Below are 17,792 nucleotides of genomic sequence, written 5' to 3'. Positions count from 1 at the left end.
CGGGCGGGCGGGCGCGCCGCGCCCCCCCCCCCCGCCCCCGGCCCCCCCCCCCCCCCCCCCGGGGCGGGGCCGCGTCGGGGCGGCGTTGGGGGGCCCCGGCGCCCCCCCCCCCGCCGCCCCGGGCGCGGCCCGGGGGGGCCGCCCCCCCCCCTTCTGTGCGCCCGGCCCGGCCCGCGCGGCCGCGCGCTGCACGTCAGGCGCCGAGCAGGTGGCCGGCGAGGTACTCGGTGACCTTGTCGAGCGCGACGCGCTCCTGGCTCATCGAGTCGCGGTGGCGGATCGTCACGGCGTGGTCGTCGAGCGTGTCGAAGTCGACCGTGATGCAGAACGGCGTGCCGATCTCGTCCTGCCGGCGGTAGCGGCGGCCGATCGCGCCGGCGTCGTCGAAGTCGACGTTCCAGTACGTGCGGAGCTCGGCCGCGAGGTCCTTCGCCTTGGGCGAGAGCTGCTCGTTGCGGCTGAGCGGGAGCACGGCGGCCTTGACCGGCGCGAGGCGGTGGTCGAGGCGCAGGACGGTGCGCTTGTCCACGCCGCCCTTCGCGTTCGGCGCCTCGTCCTCGGTGTACGCCTCGACGAGGAACGCCATGAGCGAGCGCGTGAGGCCCGCCGCCGGCTCGATGACGTAGGGCACCCAGCGCTCGTTCTTCGTCTGGTCGAAGTACGACAGGTCCTTGCCGGAGTGCTCCGCGTGGGTCTTGAGGTCGAAGTCGGTGCGGTTCGCGATGCCCTCGAGCTCGCCCCACTCCGAGCCCGAGAAGCCGAAGCGGTACTCGATGTCGACCGTGCGCGTCGAGTAGTGCGAGAGCTTCTCCTGCGGGTGCTCGTACAGGCGCAGGTTGTCGCGCGAGATGCCGAGGTCCACGTACCAGTCGGTGCGGGTGTCGATCCAGTATTGGTGCCACTCGGCGTCCGTGCCGGGCTCGACGAAGAACTCCATCTCCATCTGCTCGAACTCGCGCGTGCGGAAGATGAAGTTGCCCGGCGTGATCTCGTTGCGGAACGACTTGCCGATCTGGCCGATGCCGAACGGCGGCTTCTTGCGGCTCGCGCCCATGACGTTGGCGAAGTTCACGAAGATGCCCTGCGCGGTCTCGGGGCGCAGGTAGTGCAGCCCGGACTCGTCCTCGACCGGGCCGAGGTACGTCTTGAGCATCATGTTGAAGTCGCGGGGCTCGGTCCACTGCCCGCGCGTGCCGCAGTTGGGGCACACGATCTCGGCGAGGCCGCCCTCGGGCGCGCGGCCCTTCTTCTCCTCGAACTCCTCGATCATCTGGTCCTCGCGGAACCGCTTGTGGCAGTGCAGGCACTCCGTGAGCGGGTCGGTGAAGACGCCGACGTGGCCGGAGGCGACCCACACCTGGCGCGGGAGGATCACGGACGAGTCGAGTCCGACGACGTCGTCGCGGCTCGTGACCATCGCGCGCCACCACTGCTTCTTGATGTTCTCCTTGAGCTCGGTGCCGAGCGGCCCGTAGTCCCACGCGGAGCGGGTTCCGCCGTAGATCTCGCCCGAGGGGAAGACGAACCCGCGCCGCTTGGCGAGGGAGACGACGGCGTCGAGACGGGCGGTGGGCGAGGGCGCTGCGGCCACGGACATCACTCCTGGTGCTCACGGCCCCGCACGTGGCTCGTGGGGGCTGGTCGGGTGGGCGACGCCCGCACGGGCGCCGACCGACCAGCGTACCCGGCCGTGGGCGACGTCACCCGGAAACGGTTTTGACATCCATTCTCAAGAAGGCGGAGACTGGGTCCATGCACCGCTCCCCCGCACGGCGCCGCCGCGCCCTGATCGCCTCTGCCGCCCTCGCCTGCGCCGCGCTCGTCGCGTCGTGCTCCCCCGGCGACGGCGGCGGCGGCGGTGACGACGGGCGACTCCAGGTGCTCGCGTCGTTCTACCCGCTCCAGTACGTCGTCGAGCAGGTCGGCGGCGAGCACGTCGAGGTCTCGAACCTCACGCCGCCCGCGGCGGAGCCCCACGACCTCGAGCTCGCGCCCGCGCAGGTGCGCCGGATCGGCGACGCCGACCTCGTCGTCTACCTCTCGGGCTTCCAGCCCGCGGTCGACGAGGGCATCGCGCAGCGCGCGCCGGAGCACGTCGTCGACGCCGCGGAGTCCGCCGGGCTCGAGGAGCACCCGGGCGAGGACGCCGGCGCGCACGCCGACGAGAGCGCCGAGGAGCACGCCGAGCACGCGGACGACGGCCACGACCACGGCCCGACCGACCCGCACTTCTGGCTCGACCCGACGCGCCTCGCCGCGGTGGGCGACGCGGTCGCGGCCGAGCTCGCCGCCGTCGACCCCGAGCACGCGGACGACTACGCCGCCGGGGCGGCCGCGCTCACCGCGGACCTCGACGCCCTGGACGCGGAGCTCGCCGAGGCGCTCGCGCCGTGCGCCGGGGCGACGCTCGTGACGTCGCACGAGGCGTTCGGCTACCTCGCGGAGCGCTACGACCTGCGGCAGGTCGGCATCTCCGGCATCGACCCCGAGGCGGAGCCCTCGCCCGCGCGCCTGCGCGAGGTGGGCGAGGTCGTCCGGGAGAACGGCGTGACGACGCTCTTCTTCGAGACGCTCGTCAGCCAGAAGGTGACCCGGACGCTCGCCGACGACCTCGGCGTCGGGACCGCGCTGCTCGACCCGCTGGAGAGCCTCGCGGAGGACGCGACGGACTACCGTGAGGTGATGGAGTCCAACCTCGAGGCGCTCACGGACGGGCTCGTCTGCGCATGAGCGACGCACCGGAGCTCGTCGCCGCACGCGACGTCCACGTGACCCTCGGCGGGAGCGAGATCCTGCGCGGGATCGACCTGTCGGTCCGTGCGGGCGAGGTCGTCTCGCTCCTGGGCGCGAACGGCTCGGGCAAGTCGACGCTCGTGCGCGCGCTCGTCGGGATCGTGCCGCTCTCGCGCGGCTCCGTCGACCTGTTCGGCACGCCCCTCGGGCCCCGCCTGCCCTGGCAGCGCCTCGGCTACGTGCCGCAGCGCGTGAGCGCACCGTCGGGCATGCCGTCCACCGCGGCCGAGGTCGTCGCGTCGGGACTCCTCGGCGGCGGCCGCCTCCGGCTCCCGCGCGGCTGGCGCGCGCGCACGACGGAGGCGCTCGACCTCGTGGGTCTCGCCGACCGCGCCGACGACTCCACCGCGGAGCTGTCCGGCGGCCAGCAGCAGCGCGTGCTCATCGCGCGCGCCCTGGTCCGGCGGCCCGACCTCCTCGTGCTCGACGAGCCTGTCGCGGGCGTCGACAAGCCGAGCCAGGAGGCGTTCGCCGCGACGATGACCCGGCTCGTGGACGACGGCCTCACCGTCCTCGTGGTGCTCCACGAGCTCGGTGCGCTCGCGCCGCTCGTCGAGCGCGCGGTCGTGCTGCGCCACGGGCGCGTCGTGCACGACGGCGCCCCGCCCCGCGCGTCGTCCACCCACGCGGGCGCGACGCACCAGCACCTGCACCCGCACGAGCCCGCGGACGGCGACAACCCGGGTCCGGAGACGGGCCTCGCCGACACCCTCAACCCGGACCTCACCGCGGGCCACGCACCCAGGACGGCCTCATGACCACCGTGCTCTCCGAGCTCTCCCTGATGCTCACCGACCCGCTCATGCAGCGCGCCCTGCTCGCGGCGCTGCTCGTCGGCGTCAGCGCGCCCGTCGTGGGCACCTACCTCGTGCAGCGCAAGCTCTCGCTGCTCGGCGACGGCATCGGGCACGTCGCGCTCACCGGCGTCGCGCTCGGGTGGCTCGTCGGCGCCGCGATGGGCGTCGTGCCCGACGACGCGCTCGCGGTCCCGGGCGCCGTCGTCGCGGCCGTCCTCGGCGCGGTGGCGATCGAGGTCGTGCGCGAGCGCGGCCGCACGAGCGGCGACCTCGCGCTCGCGCTCCTGTTCTACGGCGGCATCGCCGGCGGCGTGCTGCTCATCGGCCTCGGGGGCGGGTCGTCGGGGAGCCTCATGCAGTACCTCTTCGGGTCGATCTCCACCGTCACGCCCGCCGACCTCGTGCTCACGGTCGTGCTGAGCGCCGTGGTCCTCCTCGTCGGCCTGGGCCTGCGCGCCGCGCTGTTCTCCGTGAGCCACGACGAGGAGTTCGCGCGCGCGTCCGGCCTGCCCGTGCGCACGCTGAACGTCGCGGTCGCGGTCGTCGCCGCGATCACGGTGACCGTGTCGATGCGCGTCGTGGGGCTGCTGCTCGTCAGCGCCCTGATGATCGTGCCCGTCGCGGTCGCGCAGCTCGTCACGCGCTCGTTCCGGCGCACCATGCTCGTCGCGTCGGTCGTCGGGGTGGTCGTGTGCGTCCTCGGGCTGTCCTTCACGTACTGGAACAACGTCTCGCCGGGCGCGGCGATCGTGGTCCTCGCGATCGCGACGTACCTCCTCGTCGCCGTCCTGCGTCCCCTGTGGGTCCGGCGCCGCCCGCGCGTCGCCCGGGACCCGCACCCGGACATCCCCGACGACGTCGAGCTCGACCTCGTACCCTCGGGGGCGAACCGCACCACCGGAGGTGACTCGTGCAGCGCATGACCCGCCAGCGCGCCGCCGTCTCGGACGCGCTGGAGGACCTCGACGACTTCCGCAGCGCCCAGCAGCTCCACGAGATCCTGCGCCGCCGCGGCGACAACGTCGGGCTCGCGACCGTCTACCGCACGCTCCAGAGCCTCGCGGACGGCGGGGACGTCGACGTGCTGCGCACCGAGGAGGGCGAGAACCTCTACCGGCGGTGCGAGCGGCGCGAGCACCACCACCACCTCGTGTGCCGCGTGTGCGGCCGGACGGTCGAGATCGACGGCCCGACCGTCGAGGCGTGGGCCAACCAGGTGGGCACGTCGCACGGGTTCGTCGACATCCAGCACACGATCGAGCTGTTCGGCACGTGCGCGGGGTGCGCCGACGCCGCCTCCGCGCAGGACTGAGCGGTGCCCGACGCGCTGGACGGCGCCCCGTTCGCCGCGCTCTTCGCCTTCTTCTTCGCGGTCGCGTTCGTCCGCACGCAGGCGACGTACTGGGTCGCGCGCCTGGTCACGACGTGGACGCTCGACCGCACCCGGCCGGTGAAGCCCTGGGTCGCGCGCGTCCACGCGTGGCTCTCGGGGCGCTCGGCCGCGCGCGGGATCGAGACGGTCCGCCGCTGGGGCGTGCTGGCCGTGCCCGCGTCGTTCCTCGCGACCGGCACGAAGACGGTCGTCAACGCGGCCGCCGGAGTGGTCCGCATGCCGTTCGGCCGGTACCTCGCCGCGATGGTCGTCGGGTGCGCGATCCACGCGACGATCTACGCGACGGTCGGCTGGGCCGTCTGGTCCGCGGCCCTCGCGTCCGCGACGGGCTCGCCCTGGGGCGTCGCCGCTCTCGTGCTCCTCGTGGGCGCGCTCGTCGGGCTCGTCGTCGTCACGGTGCGAGGGCGCGGCGCCCGGCGCGCGGACGACGTCGCGACCCGTGCGGAGGACTCCCCGCGCGACGCGGCCTGACGGTGCCCGGCCGCGTGACCGGCGCGGCTCAGGTCAGCGCGGTCGCCTCCGCGTCGGCTGCCCCCACGCAGAACTGGTTGCCCTGCGGGTCGGCCAGCACGGCCCAGCGGTAGCCCGGCATCGTGTGCTCCGCGACGAACGTCGCACCCTGGGCGACGAGCGCGGCGACGTCCGCGTCGCGGTCGGTCGTGGCGAGGTCCAGGTGCAGCCGGTTCTTGCCGGGCGTCGGGTCCTCGACCCGCTGGAACCCCAGGACCGGCGCCGACGAGCCCGGCGCGGGCACGACTTCGAGGAACCAGCCGCCGGACTCGTCCACGACCGTCCCGCCGAGCCGGTGCGCCCACCACTCGGCGAGGGGCCGCGGGTCGGCGGAGTCGACGGTCACCATGCCGATGCTCAGAGCCATGCGGCGCACGCTACCGGCGCCCGCCCACGCCCACCGTTCCCGGACACGGCCGCGCGGGTCAGCCGGCGCTCCCGACGGCGTCCACGGCGCCGCCGTACCGGCGGTCGCGGTGCGCGTACTCCTCGACGGCGCGCCACAGCGACCGGCGGTCGACCTCGGGCCAGGGCTCCGGGAGGAACACCAGCTCCGCGTACGCCGACTGCCACAGCATGAAGTTCGACGTGCGCTGCTCGCCCGAGCTGCGCAGGAACAGGTCGACGTCCGGCAGGTCGGGCTCGTCGAGGTACTTCTGGACGGTCCGCTCGGTCACCTTGCGCGGGTCCAGGCGCCCCGCGGCGGCCTCGCGCGCGATCGCGGCCGCGGCGTCGGCGATCTCGGCCCGCCCGCCGTAGTTGACGCACATCGTCAGCGTGCAGACGTCGTTGTGCTTGGTCTGCTCCTCGGCGATCTCGAGCTCCTTGACCACCGACGCCCACAGGCGCGGACGGCGCCCTGCCCACCGCACGCGCACGCCCCACGAGTCCATCTCGTCGCGCCGGCGCCGGATGACGTCGCGGTTGAAGCCCATGAGGAACCGGACCTCGTCGGGCGAGCGCTTCCAGTTCTCCGTGGAGAACGCGTACGCCGAGACGTGCTTGACGCCGATCTCGATCGCGCCCGCGACGACGTCGAGCAGCGCCGCCTCGCCCGCCTCGTGGCCCGCCGTGCGCGGCAGCCCGCGCGCGTTGGCCCAGCGCCCGTTGCCGTCCATGACGACCGCGACGTGGTTCGGCACGAACTGCGCCGGGATCGCCGGCGGTCGCGCACCGCTCGGGTGCGGGAACGGCGGCTGGTACGTGCGCCGCGCCATCAGGCGTCCGCCCCGCTGCCCGGGAGCGGGCGGTCCGCTCCGGCACCGGCGGGACCCGCGAGCGGGGCCGCGGGCGCGTCCCGCTCGACTATGCGCAGTGATCGCAACGTTCTCTCCAGGTGGTATTGGCTGTACGCGGCCACGAGGCCGCTCGCTTCCTTGCGGTGCCGCGCGTCCGACGCGTCGGCGGTCTCCCACTCCCCCGCGAGCAGCGCGGCGAGGAGGGCGAAGGTCTGGGGGGCGGGCGCCGTCGACCCGGGCGGGCGGCAGCGCGAGCACACCGCGCCGCCCTGCGCGACGGCGAACGCGTGGTGCGGCCCGGGCTCGCCGCAGCGGGCGCAGTCGACGAACGACGGCGCCCAGCCCGCGACGGCGAGCGCGCGCAGGAGGTAGGAGTCGAGCACGAGGCCGGGTGCGTGCGCGTGCTCGGACAGGGCCCGCAGCGCGCCCGCGAGCAGCCAGTACTGCTGGACCGCGGGCTCGCGCTCGTCGGCGACGAGGCGCTCCGCGGTCTCCAGCATCGCCGCGCCCGCCGTGTAGAGGGCGTAGTCCTCGCAGATCCGCCGCGCGTACGGGCCGATGGTCTCCGCCTGCGTCACCGTGTCGAGCGAGCGGCCCGCGTAGAGCTGGACGTCGACCACCATGAACGGCTCGAGCCGCGCCCCGAAGCGCGACGACGTGCGGCGCACGCCCTTGCCCACGGCGCGCACCTTGCCGTGCTCGCGCGTGAGGAGGGTGACGATGCGGTCCGCCTCGCCCAGCTTCTGGGCGCGCAGGACGATCGCGTCGTCTCGGTAGAGGACCACTCCCCCATTGTCCGTCACGCCGCCGACAGCGCGTGCACGCCCTGGCGGCGCGTCAGGCGGGCGGCACGCACCCGAGGACGGCTCGCACGCGCTCCAGCACCGTGTCGGCGTCCTCGCCCGCCTCGACCTGGCGGGCGGCGGCCAGGACCACGGCGTTGACCAGCTCGGCCGCGCGGGTCGCGTCGGGCACGCCGAGGTCGGAGAGCGCCGCGGCGAGCGGCACGAGGATCGTCGCGTGCATCTCCGCGCTCTGCTGCGCGAGCACCTCGCGCCCCGCCTCGGTGCGCAGGGCCGCGACGACCGCGTGCTCGCCCTCCTCGACGAGGAGCAGGTTCTCGCGCGCGTAGGCGACGACCGCGTCACTAGGCGAGGTCGCCCCCGCCACCGCGGCCGTGATGCGGGCCGACCAGCGCGGGACGACGTCGGCGACCACGGCGTCGACGAGCTCCTCGCGCGACCGGAAGTACTGGTAGACGCTCGACCGCGCGAGTCCCGCGCGGGCCGCGACGGCCGCGAGCGTGAACGTCCCGCCCTCGGCGCCGATCAGCTCGCGCGCGGCGTCGAGCAGGGCTCGCAGCTGCGCGGCGCGGTGCTCCGCGACCGTCGGTGCGTCGATCTTGGGCACGTCTTCTCCTCCTCGCGGCGACCCGGCGGGTCCATCATGCCCGAGGAAGGAGGCTCCTCGGACCGGGCCCGCCGGGTCCGCCGGTCAGGCCGTCGCGGCGGGGACGCCGAGACGGCCGTCGACCATCTCCACCACGCGGTGGCAGTGCTCGAGCACGTCGTGGTCGTGGGTGACCATGATCGCGCCCGCGCCGTACGACTCGACCTCGCGCGCGAGGAGCTCGACGACCTCGTGGCTGCGCGCCCGGTCGAGGGCCGCCGTGGGCTCGTCGACGAGGAGCAGCGCGGGGCCCGCCACGAGCGCGCGGGCGATGCCCACGCGCTGGCGCTCGCCGCCCGACAGCTCGCTCGGGCGGCGGTCGGCACGGTGCGTCATGGACACGGAGTCGAGCAGCGCGCGCGGGTCGCGCGCCCGCGGGTCGCTCTCGGCGATGCCCGCGATCCGCAGCGCGAGGCGCAGCTGGTCCACGCACGTGAGGGCCGGCAGGAGGTTCCCGGACTGGAAGACGAAGCCGATGCGCTCGCGCCGCAGCCGCGCGCGCTCACGCTCGTCGGCCGCGCCGAGGTCGACGCCCTCGAGGCGCACCGTGCCGGACTCGGGCGCGGTGAGCGCACCCGCGACCGCGAGCAGGCTCGACTTGCCGGAGCCGGACGGCCCGACGACCGCGACGAGCTCGCCCGGGGCCACGCTGAGGCTCACCTCGTCGAGCGCGACGACCGTGGAGTCGCCGTCGCCGTGCCGCAGGGTCACCCGGTCGATCTCGAGGACCGGGGTGTCGGTGTCGGTGGTCGTGGTGCTCATCGCTGCCCTCCCAGGGCGGTCAGGGGGTCGACGGAGGTGACGCGCGCGACGGCGACGGCGGCCCCGGCCATCCCGAGCACGAACAGCAGGGCTCCGGCCAGCACGAGGTCGGCGGCCTGGAGCGCGAACGGCATCGGCGAGGCGGACAGGCCCGCGCCCGCGGCGATGCCGAGGCCGAAGCCGACGACGATCGACCCGAGGAGGAGCACCGCGGCCTGGCCGAGGCTGTCGGCGAGGAGGAAGCGGCGCCGCGCGCCCATGGCGCGCATGACCGCGATCTCGTGGCGGCGCTGGATCGTCCACACGGTGAAGAACGCGCCCACGACGAGCGCGGAGATCGCGTAGAGGAAGACCTGGATCAGCAGGAGCGTCGCGGTCTCGGCCGTGTAGCCGGGCGAGGCGCCGAAGGACTCGGAGAGGGTGCGGGTCACGGTGCCCGCCGCGGCGTCGGCGGCGGTCCGGTCGAACGCGTCGTCGGTGCGCAGCGCGACGGCGGTCGCGACGGCGGGGACCTCGTCACCGGGGCCGTCGGCACCGGCGATGAGCTCCTGCCACGTGCTGAGCGGGAGGTAGGCGACGTCGACGTGCCCGAACGTGTGCTGCCCGTCGAGCACGCCCACGACGGTGAGCGTGCGCTCCGGACGGTCGAGCGTGACGGTGTCACCGACGGCCAGCCCGTCCTCGGCGGCGGTCTCCGAGATGACGATCCCGTCGGCCGCGCCGACGGCGTCGCCCTCGGCGAGCTCGGTCGGCGCGACGAACGACCCGGGCTCGACGCCGACGAGCGTGAGGTCGACCGGGGAGTCGTCCTCGCGGTGGGCGTTGGCCAGGAGGAGGCCGTACGGCGCGGCGTCGACGACACCGGGCTGCTCGGCCATCGTGTCGACCTGGTCGACGTCGATCACGGAGCGCGTGAACGCGGCGTCCGTGCCGGTGCCCTCGGCGAACGCGAAGTCGGTGACGGGCGTGCGCTTGAGGCCGGAGACCCCGTCGTTGACGAGTCCGGCGGAGAGGCCGGAGAGCAGGACGACGAGGATCGCGACGAGCGCGACCACCCCGCCCATGAGGAGGAAGCGGGTTCGCGCGAAACCGAGCTCGCGCAGCGCGAGGAACATGGACGACCTTCCGAGGTTTACCGACAGTGCGTCGGTAAACATACCAACGCGGCGTCGGTACATGCAAAAGAGCGGCCCGGACGATGCTCGTCCGGGCCGCCTTCCGACTCGCGTCAGACGGTCGCGCGCTCCGCGCGGTTCACCGCGGACACGATGGCCTTGAGCGACGCCGTCGTGATCGACGGGTCGATGCCGACGCCCCACAGGACGTCGTCGCCGACCTGGCACTCGACGTACGCCGCGGCGGTCGCGTCGCCGCCCTCGGACAGCGCGTGCTCCGCGTAGTCGAGCACGCGGACGTCCACGCCCACCTGCGCGATCGCGTCGACGAACGCGGCGACCGGGCCGTTGCCCGTGCCCTCGAGCGTCAGCTCCTCGCCGCGGTCGAGCACGTCGACGCTCAGCGTGTCCGGGCCCTCCTCGCTCGATGACGCGCGCGTCGCGCGCAGCTTGAGCCGGCCCCACGGCTCCAGGCCCGAGCCCGGCTCGACCGGCAGGTACTCGTCCGAGAAGATCCGCCAGATGTCGTCGCCCGTGACCTCGGTGCCGTGCTCGTCCGTGTGCTGCTGCACGGCCTGGCTGAACTCGATCTGCAGGCGGCGCGGCAGGTCCAGGTGCCGCTCGTTCTTCAGCAGGTAGGAGATGCCGCCCTTGCCCGACTGCGAGTTCACGCGGATGACGGCCTCGTACGAGCGGCCGACGTCCTTCGGGTCGATCGGCAGGTACGGGACGGCCCAGACGAGGTCGTCGACGCTCTTGCCCTCGGCCTCGGCGTGCACCTCCATCGCGTCGAAGCCCTTCTTGATGGCGTCCTGGTGGGAGCCCGAGAAGGCGGTGAACACGAGGTCGCCCGCGTACGGGTGGCGCTCCGGCACGGCGAGCTGGTTGCAGTACTCGACGGTGCGGCGCACGTGGTCGATGTCGGAGAAGTCGATCTGCGGGTCGACCCCCTGGGAGAACAGGTTCATGCCCAGCGTGACCAGGCACACGTTGCCCGTGCGCTCGCCGTTGCCGAACAGGCAGCCCTCGATGCGGTCGGCCCCCGCCTGGTACCCCAGCTCGGCGGCGGCGACGGCGGTGCCGCGGTCGTTGTGCGGGTGCAGCGACATCACGACGTTCTCGCGGTGGTTGAGGTGGCGGTTCATCCACTCGATCGAGTCGGCGTACACGTTGGGCGTCGCCATCTCGACCGTCGCCGGCAGGTTGATGATGACCTTGCGGTCGGGGCGGGGCTCGAAGACCTCGAGCACCTCGTTGCAGATACGGGCGGCGAACTCGAGCTCGGTGCCGGTGTACGACTCGGGCGAGTACTCGTAGTAGACCGTGGTCTCCGGGACCGTCTCCTCGAACTTCTTGCACAGGCGCGCGCCGTCCACCGCGATCGCGATGATGCCGTCCTGGTCGGAGCGGAACACGACCTCGCGCTGCAGCACCGAGGTCGAGTTGTACAGGTGGACGATCGCCTGCTTGGCACCCTTGATCGCCTCGTACGTCCGGGCGATGAGGTGCTCGCGCGACTGCGTGAGGACCTGGATCACGACGTCGTCCGGGATGCGGTCCTCCTCGATGAGCATCCGCACGAAGTCGAAGTCGGTCTGCGAGGCGGACGGGAACCCGACCTCGATCTCCTTGTAGCCCATCTCGACGAGCAGCTCGAACATGCGCAGCTTGCGCTCCGCGTTCATGGGCTCGATGAGGGCCTGGTTGCCGTCGCGCAGGTCGACCGCGCACCAGCGCGGGGCCGTCTCGATGCGCTTGTCGGGCCACGTGCGGTCCGGCAGGGAGACGTCGATCTGCCGGTGGAACGGCAGGTACTTGTGGATCGGCATTCCGGAGGGCTGCTGCGGGTTCACGTCCGCGGCGGGGGTCGTCCGGGTGGGGGCTGAGGCGTTCATCGGCGTCCTTCGGGTCGTCCTGATCGGTGTCAGCCGGCACACCAACCACCGCGACGAGGAACCGGCTAGAGAGCCTCGCCGCGGCAACGAAGGAGGAGCTGCCGCATCAGGTGCACGACGCCACTGTACTCCTCCGCCGCGCGTGCGCCGCGGACGTCCGCTCCGCGGGCACGTCGCGCCGTCGCCGCCGTCCGCCTCGGGGGCGAGGCCGTCCCCGGTCCGGGCGCGACGGCGCCCGGCCACCCCCGCGCGGGAGGGCGACCGGGCGCCGGGTGCGGTCCTGCTCAGCGGCGCGAGCGCAGCGCGGCGTCGACCGCCGGGTCCCCGAGGTTCCCGAGCCACTCCAGCAGGGCCGGGTACGTGGACGGGTTGGCCGCGACCTGCGGGCGCAGGTGCGGGGCGTCCTGCACGATCTGCGCGAGCACCTCGAGCGGTGTGCTCGGGTCGAGCGCCTGGGCCGCCGTGAACCCCTCGGGCTGCGCCGGCGCCGCGGACGGCTGCTGCGGCCGGGCCGCGGGCTGCTGGCCGTGGCCCTGCGGCGCGTACGCGTCGTACCCCTGCGGGGCGTAGCCCTGCTGCGGAGCGCCCTGCTGGCCGTACCCGGGCTGGCCGTAGCCCTGCTGGGGAGCGGCCTGCTGGCCGTAGCCCTGCTGCCCGTACCCGGGCTGCGCGGTCGGCTGCGGCCCCGTGCCCGGCTGCTCCTCCTGGTAGGCCGGGAGCACGGCGGTCGACGGCCCCTGGTCGGGCGCGAGGCCCGGCCGCGCGGCGTACCCGCTGCGGTCGGGCTCGACCGGCTGGACGGGGAGCACCTCGGTCGAGTCGCCGCCGTCGGGCGACCAGCGGCCCTGCCCGGGCTGCTGCGCGGCGACCGGGCCCGTCGGCGCCGCCGCGGGGTACGCCCCGGCGGGCGGTGCGGCGGCGGGCGCGACGCGAGCCGGGCGCGCCGGCTTGGGCGCGGGCGGCTCCCACACGTACGCGCGCGCGGCCTGTGCCGACCCGGCCGCCGGCACGGGCCGGTGCTCCGCGAAGTAGGCGCGGACCTCGCGCGGGACGGTGAGGGCGCCCACCACGAGCAGCGGCAGGCCGAACGCGAGCAGCACGTGCTCGACGCCGCCGCCGAGCGTCACGCGGTTCGCCGTCACGACGAGCAGCACGATGCCCAGGAGCGCGACGACGCCGGCGCCGCCGAGCGCGAGCGGGCGTCCCGTCGCCGCGTCGCGCGCGAGCGCGCGGCGCGCGACGAACGCGACGACCGCCGCGAGCACGCCGATCACCACGGCGAGGACGACCGGGACGCCGCGGCGCCCGTCGGCGAGCGTGAGGACCGCGCTCACGGCGACGTACCCCGCGACGACGAGGACGAGGTCGAGCGCGTGGACCGCGACGCGCACCCACGTGGTCACGGGGTCGGCCGCGGTCATCGCGCGGTGGACGGCCGGGGCCGCGGCGATCGCGGCGAGCGCGGGCACGAGCACGAGGCCGAAGCGGCCGCCGTGCGTGCTCTCGATCGTCACGAGCCCGTTGTTCCCCGACCCCAGGACGAACGCGACGGCGAGGATGACGCCCAGCCCGACGAGCGTCAGGCGCGCCGCCTCGGACCGGCGCCACGTCCCGTACGTCGGCAGCCCGGCGAGCGCGAGCACGAACACGGCCGAGACGAGCACGAGGAGGACGAGGAGCGCGCCGCCGAGGCGCGTGCCCGTGAGCGTGAGGACCACGGTGAGCAGGACCGCGAGCACGAGGACGGCCGCGACCACGAGGAGCGCGAGCAGCCACCGGTCGGTGACCGCGCGGTCCTGGTCCCGCGGGCCGAGCTCGCTCTCGCGCGGCTGGGCCGCGAGCAGCGCTCCCGCGAGCCCGAGCGCGGCCGCGGAGCCGACCCCGCCCCAGCCGTCGCCGAGGTCCCCGCCGCCGACGACGTCGACCACGAGGTAGACGCCGACCAGCAGGACGTAGGGGGCGTTGGCGAGCAGGCGGACGCGGCGCGTCGTGTGCACGGTCCACGTCGTGGGCAGCACGCCCGTGCGCGCGAGGTACGGCAGTGCGAGCGTGAGGAGCGAGAGGATCGTCAGCAGGACGACCTCGATCTTGTCGGACGCCCGGTGCGCCACGTCCCACGGCAGGGCGAGCGACACGAGGAGCAGGAGCGCGGCGACGCCGTCGCGCACGTAGTCGCTCACGGGGATCCCCGCGAAGGGCGACGCGACCGCGGCTTCGTCCCCGGTGGTGGCCGACCCGTCCCCCGCGGTCCCGGAGGCGTCGGCGCCCGGGCCGTCCGTGCCCGGGCCGTCCGTCCCCGGCCCGTCCGCGCCCGGCTCGACCGCCGGCGTCGCGCCGGTGCCGGCGCCCTCGGCCGTGGAGTCCCCGCCACCCGCCGCGACGCCGCCCGGCGCCGTCGTCGGCCCGGTGCCCGCAGCGTGCTGCGGGTCCTCGGCCGGCTCTGTCTGGTTGGTCATCGTGCACTCCCTACGCTGTCGCGCGGTGCCGGACGCACGCACGCCGGGCCGAGAGGCCCCGACCGTTTCTACCGGTTCATCACGTGCGTCTCAAGCGCCCACGCGGGGCCGCGACCGGACCGCGACGGAGGGCGGCGGCTCCCGCGCGCGGCGGCGCGGCTCACGACACGGACGCCAGCCGGTCGGACCCGAGGAGGAAGAGCCGGCCCTCGACCGCGACGACGTCGTACGTGTCCTCGGGCAGCGTCCAGCGCCACTCGACCGCGCCGTCGTCGAGCGCGACGGAGACCAGCCCCGGCCCGGCGAGGCCCTGCTCGGTGACGAAGAGCGACTCCCCGTCCGTGAGGACCGGCCAGGGACCGGTGTCCGCGATCTCGACGTCCCAGACCTCCTCGCCCGTGCGCGTGTCGACGCTCCGGAAGGACGAGTCGGTCTGCACCACGACCCGCCCGTCGACGCGCGCCACCGCGCGCAGGCCCGCCCCGGGCAGCGCCCAGAGCTCGGAGCCCGTCGCCCCGTCGACGCCGACGACGCTCCCGAACGTGTTCGTGACGATGACGCCGGGCGCCGACCCGTCGGACAGCGGTGCCTCGAGCACGCGGCCCTTGATGCGGAACGCCGGCTCGCCCGCGGCGGTGAAGACCGTCGCGGTCCCCCGCCCGTACTCGTTGCCGACGTAGCGGCCGTCGTGGAGGCGCACGATCGTCCACACGTCGTCCTCCACGAGCGAGAGCCCGTCCTCGGTGAGCGCCGCGGCGAGCCCGGGCGCGATGAGGTCGACCACGCCACGACGGACGTCGAGCACGACGTCGGCCCCGCGCCCGAGGCCGTCGTGGACGAACGTGCGCTCCCAGCGCACCTCGCCCGTCGCGGCGTCCTCGCGCACGAGGAGGACCTCGCGGCCGCTCCACCACGCGCGCACCACGTCGGTGTCGCCGACGGGGACGACGGACAGCCGACCGGCGGTCGCGACGACGCGCTCCCCCAGGACCTCCCCGGTCGCCGACCGCACGGTCGTCAGACGGGCCGCCTGCTCGCGCCACCCGGTGGGGACGACGCACACGACCACCTCGCGCGCGGGCTCCCCCTGACCGGGCAGGCACGTCGCGCGGTCGCCCAGGGGCTCGGACCGCCACAGCACCGACCCGTCCTCGACGGCGTACCCGGTGAGGGCGTCGTCGACCGTGACGACGGCCCCGACGGCGGGCACGACCGCGGTGCCCGGCTCGACCGGGACCGACCACCGCACCTCGGGCGGCTCCTCGAGCGGGCGCAGGCCCCCGGCGAGCGCCGTGACGTCGACCGGCCGCGCGTCCTCCATCGACGCGGTGAAGGCGAACGACCCGGCGAACGCCGCCGCGACGGCCACGGCGACCCAGGGCACCGGGTGCGCGTACCACGCGCGGCGGGGGCCGTCGTCGGGCTCGCCCGTGCGGCCCCGGGCTGCGGAACGCGGGACGCCGCGGCGCTCCCCGTGCGCCCGCGAGCCGTCCGGGGCACCCGGCGGGTCGTCGTCGAAGACCGCGTCGAACCGGGCCTCGGACCGCAGCTCGGGCGGCAGGAGCTCGAAGCTCACGAAGCTCGTGGGGCTCGCCGGGGCGTCGGCACCGTCCGTCGTCGGCTCGTGGGTCGCGTGCCCTGCACGAGCCGCCCGGTCCTGCGCGAGCCGACGGCGCCTCACCCGTCCACGATACGCACGGCACGGTCGCCGCGCGACGCACGGGCGGGAGTCCGCGGGGCCGGCCGTGGGCCTCCCCCGTGGCGTGCCCGGCGGGGTCAGATGCCGAGCTGGTAGACGCCCCAGTACGCGAGGATCACGAGGAGGATCGCGGAGCCGGCGACGACGCACCCGAGCATGACGCGCGTCGACACGCCGCGCGCGACCCGCAGAGCGCGGGTCTCGGCGACCACCGCGACGGACGCGTCGGCGCGCTCGGCCGCCGCACGCCGTGCCGCCCGCACCTCGGCCGCCCGGTTGAGCAGGAGCGCCGCCGCGACGAGCGTCGCGAGCCCGACGAGCCGGACGCCCACCCAGCCGCCCTGCACGACCCACGCGTCCTTCTCGTAGTCGAGCGCGAGCCGCGCGACCGCGACGAGGTACGCCACGAGCGCCACCGTCGTGGCGGCGGCCCCCACGCCGAGCCCGGCGAGCGGGACGCGGAACCCCGGGGCCAGGCCCGCCGGGGCGCCGGGACGGCCCGCGACCCGGCGCAGGCGCCGCACCAGACCGCCCGCGAGCCCGACGACGGGACCGAGCACGAGGAGGCCGACCGCGACGAGCACGAGCCCGACGAAGACGTCGCCGTTGCCGAGCCAGCGCGGGGTCGGCACCGGGCCCGCGAGGTACTGCTGGTTCGGGCGGGCACCCGCGACCTGCGGCTGCGCCGTGGCGCTGTCCGGCAGCGACGTCACCCACGCCGCGACGTCGCGCGGGAACGCGGGCACGAGGACGTCGTCGACCTTGATGCCGTGGTTGGCGCCCTCGTAGTACCGCACCGTGACGTCCGTGCCGCCCACGACCGACGCGGGGCCCGTCGCGTCGATCACCTGGCGCGCGCCCTGCTCCACGGGCATCGACGGGTCGTCGGTGCCGTAGACCACGAGGACGGGCTGCGTGAGCCGCTCGAGGAACGGCTCGACGTCGAAGTCGGCGTACTCGAACCCGCCGCCCGGGATCGCCATGCCCACCGCGCGCGGGATCGCGCGGAACACGCCGTGCGGCACGTCCGTGTTGCGCAGGTAGCTGTCCACGGCGAACGCGGCCTGCTGGCGCGGGGGCACGACCGGCGCGGACACGAGCACGGAGAACGCGATCCCCGGGTCCTCGACCGCCATGACCGGGACGATCCACGTGCCCTCCGACTCGCCGTAGAGCCCCACGCGGTACGGGTCCACGCCGGGGCGGGCGCGCAGCAGGTCGACCGAGCGCGCGTAGTCGCGCGCCATCGCCTCGTAGTCGCGGTGGCGGGTCGTGTACGTGTCGAGCCGCTTGTCCGGCACGAGGGTCACGACGCCAGCGCTCGCGAGGTCGGTCGCGACGTCCACGAACGCCTCCGACGCGAGACCCGTGCCCGCGCCGTGCACGAACACGACGCCCGGGAGGTCGTCTCCCGCGCCGACGGGCTCGCGCAGGAGACCGCCGACGGTCGCGCCGTCGAGACGGATCGTCACGTCGGTCTCGCGCACGTCGAACGTGCCGACCGGGTCGGCGCCGCCCGGGGGCTGGCCGCCGATCGTCGTGTCGGAGGTCGCGGGCTCCAGGTGCTCGGTGACGGGCACGGGGTCCCACTGCGGTCCGGTGACGGCGCCGACGATCGCCAGGACGATCGCGAGCGCGGCCGTGGTCGCGGCGGTCCGGAAGATCACCGAGGAATCGTACGCCGC

Annotated in this window: 16 protein-coding genes; 5 read left to right on the top strand and 11 right to left on the bottom strand. The window is 75.0% G+C overall.

Features of this window, described 5'->3' with window-relative positions; all coding sequences use genetic code 11:
• Positions 1 to 193 precede the first annotated feature (193 nt).
• A complete protein-coding gene (locus GYH36_RS13375) occupies positions 194 to 1,597 on the bottom strand; it encodes a glycine--tRNA ligase (protein ID WP_162290091.1) in 1,404 nt (467 codons plus the stop codon).
• A 155-nt stretch (positions 1,598 to 1,752) separates the two neighbouring features.
• On the opposite strand from GYH36_RS13375, the gene GYH36_RS13370 reads away from it, so the two are divergent.
• From GYH36_RS13370 to GYH36_RS13350, 5 genes are read left to right on the top strand one after another with little or no spacing between them, the layout of a single operon-like run.
• Positions 1,753 to 2,730, top strand: coding sequence for a metal ABC transporter substrate-binding protein (locus tag GYH36_RS13370; protein WP_162290090.1), 978 nt, complete (start codon positions 1,753 to 1,755; stop codon positions 2,728 to 2,730).
• Complete coding sequence (locus tag GYH36_RS13365; protein WP_024840860.1) at positions 2,727 to 3,551, top strand: metal ABC transporter ATP-binding protein; 825 nt, start codon at positions 2,727 to 2,729, stop codon at positions 3,549 to 3,551. The genes GYH36_RS13370 and GYH36_RS13365 overlap by 4 nt, the downstream gene beginning before the upstream one ends.
• The gene (locus GYH36_RS13360; RefSeq protein WP_162290089.1) at positions 3,548 to 4,513 is read left to right on the top strand and encodes a metal ABC transporter permease; all 966 of its coding nucleotides are present in this window, start codon (positions 3,548 to 3,550) and stop codon (positions 4,511 to 4,513) included. Before GYH36_RS13365 ends, GYH36_RS13360 begins: the two co-directional genes overlap by 4 nt.
• A complete protein-coding gene (locus GYH36_RS13355) occupies positions 4,510 to 4,902 on the top strand; it encodes a Fur family transcriptional regulator (protein ID WP_034604503.1) in 393 nt (130 codons plus the stop codon). Before GYH36_RS13360 ends, GYH36_RS13355 begins: the two co-directional genes overlap by 4 nt.
• A gap of 3 nt (positions 4,903 to 4,905) precedes the next feature.
• The gene (locus GYH36_RS13350; protein WP_203231845.1) at positions 4,906 to 5,454 is read left to right on the top strand and encodes a DedA family protein; all 549 of its coding nucleotides are present in this window, start codon (positions 4,906 to 4,908) and stop codon (positions 5,452 to 5,454) included.
• A 28-nt stretch (positions 5,455 to 5,482) separates the two neighbouring features.
• On the opposite strand, the gene GYH36_RS13345 is transcribed toward GYH36_RS13350, so the two are convergent.
• The 10 genes from GYH36_RS13345 to GYH36_RS13300 form a co-directional block, all read right to left on the bottom strand.
• Entirely contained in the window at positions 5,483 to 5,860 is a 378-nt protein-coding gene (locus GYH36_RS13345; RefSeq protein ID WP_024840856.1) for a VOC family protein, read from the bottom strand.
• A gap of 58 nt (positions 5,861 to 5,918) precedes the next feature.
• Complete coding sequence (locus tag GYH36_RS13340) at positions 5,919 to 6,710, bottom strand: isoprenyl transferase (RefSeq protein ID WP_162290088.1); 792 nt, start codon at positions 6,708 to 6,710, stop codon at positions 5,919 to 5,921.
• A complete protein-coding gene (recO, locus tag GYH36_RS13335; protein WP_162290087.1) occupies positions 6,710 to 7,516 on the bottom strand; it encodes a DNA repair protein RecO in 807 nt (268 codons plus the stop codon). Before recO ends, GYH36_RS13340 begins: the two co-directional genes overlap by 1 nt.
• 52 nt (positions 7,517 to 7,568) lie before the next feature.
• A complete protein-coding gene (locus tag GYH36_RS13330) occupies positions 7,569 to 8,141 on the bottom strand; it encodes a TetR family transcriptional regulator (RefSeq protein WP_024840853.1) in 573 nt (190 codons plus the stop codon).
• Positions 8,142 to 8,225: 84 nt separating this feature from the next.
• Entirely contained in the window at positions 8,226 to 8,942 is a 717-nt protein-coding gene (locus GYH36_RS13325) for an ABC transporter ATP-binding protein (protein WP_162290086.1), read from the bottom strand.
• Positions 8,939 to 10,099, bottom strand: a complete 1,161-nt coding sequence (locus tag GYH36_RS13320) for an ABC transporter permease (RefSeq protein WP_246209396.1) — start codon at positions 10,097 to 10,099, stop codon at positions 8,939 to 8,941. The genes GYH36_RS13325 and GYH36_RS13320 overlap by 4 nt, the downstream gene beginning before the upstream one ends.
• A gap of 71 nt (positions 10,100 to 10,170) precedes the next feature.
• Positions 10,171 to 11,952: a 2-isopropylmalate synthase gene (gene leuA, locus GYH36_RS13315; protein WP_162290085.1), complete on the bottom strand. Its 1,782-nt coding sequence runs from the start codon at positions 11,950 to 11,952 to the stop codon at positions 10,171 to 10,173.
• Between the two features lie 284 nt (positions 11,953 to 12,236).
• Positions 12,237 to 14,408 (bottom strand): DUF7937 domain-containing protein, encoded by a 2,172-nt coding sequence (locus GYH36_RS13310; RefSeq protein WP_162290084.1) that lies wholly within the window; start codon positions 14,406 to 14,408, stop codon positions 12,237 to 12,239.
• Between the two features lie 160 nt (positions 14,409 to 14,568).
• Positions 14,569 to 16,089: an outer membrane protein assembly factor BamB family protein gene (locus GYH36_RS13305; protein WP_162290083.1), complete on the bottom strand. Its 1,521-nt coding sequence runs from the start codon at positions 16,087 to 16,089 to the stop codon at positions 14,569 to 14,571.
• 95 nt (positions 16,090 to 16,184) lie between these two features.
• Positions 16,185 to 17,774: an alpha/beta hydrolase family protein gene (locus GYH36_RS13300; protein ID WP_162290082.1), complete on the bottom strand. Its 1,590-nt coding sequence runs from the start codon at positions 17,772 to 17,774 to the stop codon at positions 16,185 to 16,187.
• Between the last annotated feature and the right edge of the window lie 18 nt (positions 17,775 to 17,792).

Source organism: Cellulosimicrobium composti (assembly GCF_010287905.1).
Classification (GTDB): domain Bacteria; phylum Actinomycetota; class Actinomycetes; order Actinomycetales; family Cellulomonadaceae; genus Cellulosimicrobium; species Cellulosimicrobium composti.
Note: the sequence above shows the minus strand (reverse complement) of the source record. Positions and strands in the feature narration are given on the sequence as shown.

Excerpts from the sequence above, each read along its gene's own strand:
- GYH36_RS13340 (WP_162290088.1), bottom strand. The coding sequence starts at position 6,710 with ATGGCGCGGCGCACGTACCAGCCGCCGTTCCCGCACCCGAGCGGTGCG.
- GYH36_RS13370 (WP_162290090.1), top strand. The coding sequence starts at position 1,753 with ATGCACCGCTCCCCCGCACGGCGCCGCCGCGCCCTGATCGCCTCTGCC.
- GYH36_RS13375 (WP_162290091.1), bottom strand. The coding sequence starts at position 1,597 with ATGTCCGTGGCCGCAGCGCCCTCGCCCACCGCCCGTCTCGACGCCGTC.
- GYH36_RS13365 (WP_024840860.1), top strand. The coding sequence starts at position 2,727 with ATGAGCGACGCACCGGAGCTCGTCGCCGCACGCGACGTCCACGTGACC.
- GYH36_RS13320 (WP_246209396.1), bottom strand. The coding sequence starts at position 10,099 with ATGTTTACCGACGCACTGTCGGTAAACCTCGGAAGGTCGTCCATGTTC.
- GYH36_RS13360 (WP_162290089.1), top strand. The coding sequence starts at position 3,548 with ATGACCACCGTGCTCTCCGAGCTCTCCCTGATGCTCACCGACCCGCTC.
- GYH36_RS13345 (WP_024840856.1), bottom strand. The coding sequence starts at position 5,860 with ATGGCTCTGAGCATCGGCATGGTGACCGTCGACTCCGCCGACCCGCGG.
- GYH36_RS13355 (WP_034604503.1), top strand. The coding sequence starts at position 4,510 with ATGACCCGCCAGCGCGCCGCCGTCTCGGACGCGCTGGAGGACCTCGAC.
- GYH36_RS13310 (WP_162290084.1), bottom strand. The coding sequence starts at position 14,408 with ATGACCAACCAGACAGAGCCGGCCGAGGACCCGCAGCACGCTGCGGGC.
- GYH36_RS13325 (WP_162290086.1), bottom strand. The coding sequence starts at position 8,942 with ATGAGCACCACGACCACCGACACCGACACCCCGGTCCTCGAGATCGAC.
- leuA (WP_162290085.1), bottom strand. The coding sequence starts at position 11,952 with ATGAACGCCTCAGCCCCCACCCGGACGACCCCCGCCGCGGACGTGAAC.